Source organism: Marivita sp. (assembly GCF_020055675.1).
Classification (GTDB): Bacteria; Pseudomonadota; Alphaproteobacteria; order Rhodobacterales; family Rhodobacteraceae; genus Marivita.
The window spans coordinates 1-3,821 of sequence record NZ_JAIPUS010000067.1 but is presented as its reverse complement, the minus strand read 5'-3'; the positions used below and the strand labels follow the sequence as shown (position 1 = coordinate 3,821).

The 3,821-nt window shown below is 58.8% G+C and carries 4 protein-coding genes; all 4 read left to right on the top strand.

Annotation, left to right across the window (positions count from 1 at the left end):
- Positions 1 to 517 (top strand): DUF3108 domain-containing protein (locus LCF59_RS17505; RefSeq protein WP_292288904.1); only part of this gene is annotated, 517 nt, incomplete at its 5' end.
- Positions 518 to 1,078, top strand: a complete 561-nt coding sequence (locus LCF59_RS17500; protein WP_292288903.1) for a GNAT family N-acetyltransferase — start codon at positions 518 to 520, stop codon at positions 1,076 to 1,078.
- A 248-nt stretch (positions 1,079 to 1,326) separates the two neighbouring features.
- Positions 1,327 to 2,285, top strand: a protein-coding gene (locus LCF59_RS17495) for an IS630 family transposase (protein WP_292288905.1) whose coding sequence is annotated in 2 segments (ribosomal slippage) — positions 1,327 to 1,668 and positions 1,671 to 2,285 — 957 coding nt in all. Because the reading frame shifts where the segments join, the coding sequence is not laid out codon by codon here.
- 109 nt (positions 2,286 to 2,394) lie between these two features.
- The gene (locus tag LCF59_RS17490) at positions 2,395 to 3,423 is read left to right on the top strand and encodes an IS110 family transposase (RefSeq protein ID WP_292288902.1); all 1,029 of its coding nucleotides are present in this window, start codon (positions 2,395 to 2,397) and stop codon (positions 3,421 to 3,423) included.
- Positions 3,424 to 3,821: the final 398 nt, after the last annotated feature.

The following is a 3,821-nucleotide window of genomic DNA, read 5'->3' as shown; positions in this document are numbered from 1 at the left end:
CGCCCTCCTGGCCGCCGCCCCCGCCTTTGCGCAGGGGATGGACGCGACCTACGACCTGTCGCTGCGTGGCATCACCGGCGGGGCCATCGCGCTGCGCGGCCGGGACCAGGGCGGCAGCTATTCGGTCTCGTCCGCGGCGAAGGCCACGGGACTGGTCGGCGCGCTCGTGAAATATGGCTACGAGGGCCGCGCACAGGGCCGCATCCGGGGCGGGCGCTATGTCAGCACCGAATATACCGAGATCGAGGTCGACGACGGCGAGCGCACCTCGGCGGTTACCCGTTTCAGTGGCACGACCCCGGCCTCGGTCACGTTCGACCCGCCGCGCGCACCCGAACCCCATGACATCGACCCGACCGCCCAGCGCGGCGTGATCGACCCGCTGACCGCGCTTTACGCGGTGCTGCAACCGGTCGATCATGACGCGTTTTTCTCGGCACTCGATACTCCGGCAGCGCCGACAGACGCCTTGCGCTCGGCCTTCCGTCGGCATGGCAAAACGGTTGTGTCGCAGTAAATGGCGGCATCACAACAGACGACCTACACCATTGAGCCGTTCGATCCAGAAAGACATGATCGAGCGGCTTTTTCTTGCGGCGTCGAACAGGTCGACAACTACTTCCAGAAGACGGCCAACAAGCTCGCCAAGGTGGATAATGTTCGTCTCTACGTGATGGTCGACCCTTCTGGCACGGTCATCGGGTTCTATGCCCTGAATGCGCACGCCGTTCTCTATACGGATTTACCTGCAAAGTTCGCGCGGACCCGGCCCTCGCATGGGAACATCCCTGCCGCATACATCTCGATGATCGGGCGTGATCAGAAGTTCCGCGGGGGCGGTTATGGCGGCGATCTGCTTGTCGATGCCCTCCGCCGAATTGCAGTTGCTGCAGATGCCATCGGCGTTGCTGTGGTCATGCTTGACGTTCTCGATTGCGGTGAATCCGACCGCGTCGCTCGCCGCAACGCACTTTACGAAAGCTACGGCTTCCAGTCGCTCGAATCGAACCCGCTGAGGATGTTCTTGCCAGTCAGCGTCGTTCGGAAGCTGATCTCTGAGGAAACCGAAGGCCAGTGATAGAGCCCAAGGGTCCCGAAGCTGCATATTTGGGCTTTTGAGAGAACAAAGCCCGTACATTTCATTGGTCTGACCGCTGCAGATACAAAGCGACGTTCTCGGCTGGCATCTTGAAGCCTCGACCGTCGGATATCCGCTCAGTGCTGATAGGATATTTTGGTCTGTTAGAGCGCCCGACTGGAAACCTGAATCGGAAGGGATTCCCATGACTGCTGATTTGTGATTCATCCTGTTTGGGAGGATGGATCATGTCAGCACCTTTGCCGGATGCGCTTCGGGCGCGGTTTCAGAGATTGGTTGAAGAGGGGTTAAGCGGGCGCGCGGCTGCGTTGCGTTTGAAGCTCTCGCCTGCCACCGGGGCGCGTTGGGGTCTTGCGATCCGCCGGACCGGGCAGGCCCGAGCTGCGCCTCAAGGCCGCCCTCGCGGCAAGGGCAAGCTTGATCCGCATCGCTCTTTTCTGATTGAACTGATAGATCAGGACGGCGACATGACCATGCCCGAACTGGCCGGCGCGCTGACAGATGCGACCGGCGTTCAGGCACACCCGGATGCGATTGGCCGGTTCCTGCGCAAGCTCGGATTTACCTATAAAAAAAGACGTTGGTCGCGACTGAGCGACGCCGCGCAAGGGTAAGGAAGCAACGTGACGACTGGATCAAGCATCGCCTGCCAGCCGTCTCGGCCAGGCCGGACCGCGTTGTCTTTATTGACGAAACCTCTGTGAAAACCAACCTGACCCGACAACGAGGCTGGTCACAGCGGGGCGCGCGACTGGTCATGGACGCGCCCTTTGGATCATGGGGGACACAGACCTTCATCGCGGGTCTTGGCGCAGGGGCGCTGGTCGCTCCATGGGTCATCAAAGGTGCGATGGACGGTGAAGCCTTCGCCGCTTATGTCTCGCAGGTGTTGGTCCCCGTACTGGAGCCAGGTACCGTCGTCATTTTGGACAACCTCGCCACACACAAGAATGCTGCCGCAGACAAAGCCATGCGCGAAGCTGGATGCTGGTTCTTGTTCTTGCCGCCATACAGCCCCGACCTGAACCCGATCGAGATGGCGTTCTCAAAACTCAAAGCGCACCTGCGCAGGATAGGCGCCAGAACATTTACCGATATGTTCAACGCCCTCGCGGAGATATGCGACCTCTTCTCCCCGCAGGAATGCTGGAACTACTTCAAGGCTGCCGGATATGTCTCAGGTTAAAAGTCGGATGCTTTAGTACTACAGATGGAGTGGTTGCCGCCCTCCCTGACGGCATCGCAATGTGCCAAGGTCGTGGTGTTCAACGCCACGCGAAGAGGAGGACGGCGAGATGAAGGTTATGATGATCGGTGTCGATCTGGCAAAGAATGTTTTTCAAGTTCATGGGGCGCTGCACACGGGGGAGGTTCAGTTCCGCAAGAAGCTGACGCGCACTCAGTTTCCCGTGTTCATGGCTAAGCAGGAACCTTGCCTGGTCATTTTTGAAGCCTGTGGCAGCGCACATTATTGGGCTCGAGAAATGGCAGCGCTTGGCCATGAGGTGAAACTGATTGCGCCCCAATACGCTCGCCCGTTCGTCAAGCGCCAGAAAAATGATGCTGCCGATGCCGAGGCGATCGTCATCGCGGCGCGTCAACCCGAGATGCGTTTTGTTGAGCCTAAAACAGTCCAGCAACAATCGCGCGCGGCAATTTTTCGTGGCCGGGAACGCCTAGTGCATCAGCGGACGGCGGATGTGAACGCCTTGCGGGCGCTGTTGTATGAGCATGGGCATGTGTTTCCGCAAGGAATACGCCGGCTTAACCGCATCACAGCGCTTTTAGAGGATAAGACTGCCGACTTGCAGCCATTGATCCGCGAGGAATGCTTGGACCTGCTGGCGCAGATTGAAGAGAAAACGGCGCGTATCATCGAGCGCACCGCGAAACTCAAGACGCTGGCTGGTAAGTCAGACAGCGCGCGCAGGCTTCAGACTATGCCCGGTGTCGGGCCACTGACGGCCATCGCTGTAGAGGCGTTTGGACCTGATATGGCGCAGTTCAAAACGGGACGTGACTTTGCAGCCTGGTTGGGTCTGGTGCCCAAGCAACATTCATCTGGAGGCAAAGAACGTTTGGGGCGGATGACCAAGGCCGGGCAAGCTGATATTAGACGTCTCCTGATCATTGGGGCAATGTCGCGGCTGGGCTGGCTTGGACGGCGCACAATTACGGAGGGCAGCTGGCTGTCACGGATGTTGGCGCGCAAGCCGAAGATGTTAGTTGCGATCGCCCTGGCCAACAAGATGGCACGGCAGATCTGGGCGATGCTGACGAAGAACGAAGATTACAAGGATCCGGCGCTGGCAGTCGCGGCATGAAGCCCATGTCGAACTGAAAGCGATGGTGCCAAAGGGAGTGTAAGAAGACGACGACCTGAATGGGCAAAACGATCGAACAGATCCGGATTGGGAAAACCAGTTAGCAACTGCGAGCGATCAGCTCGTACTACAGATTTGGACCTGATCCGCTGATCATCATCCCGGCCCGCGGCTATTGGAAGTGCCGCATCTTGAGGCCTTACAAAAGTTCGCACTCGATCACACGCCAATAGGGTTAAAAACTTCTTGCATTACGGGCGGCAACCACAAAAGTTGCACATTGAGCCGCGCTTTCCGATGTGCGAGGGCTGCGATGGCTTGATGCTGTCTTCGCCATCGGGACCAGCTCCAGATGAAGGCGACGGTCAATACCGGTCGCAGCAAGAGGCGGGCGATCA

Coding starts and splice junctions, on each gene's coding strand:
- LCF59_RS17500 (WP_292288903.1), top strand. CDS start 518: ATGGCGGCATCACAACAGACGACCTACACCATTGAGCCGTTCGATCCA.
- LCF59_RS17490 (WP_292288902.1), top strand. CDS start 2,395: ATGAAGGTTATGATGATCGGTGTCGATCTGGCAAAGAATGTTTTTCAA.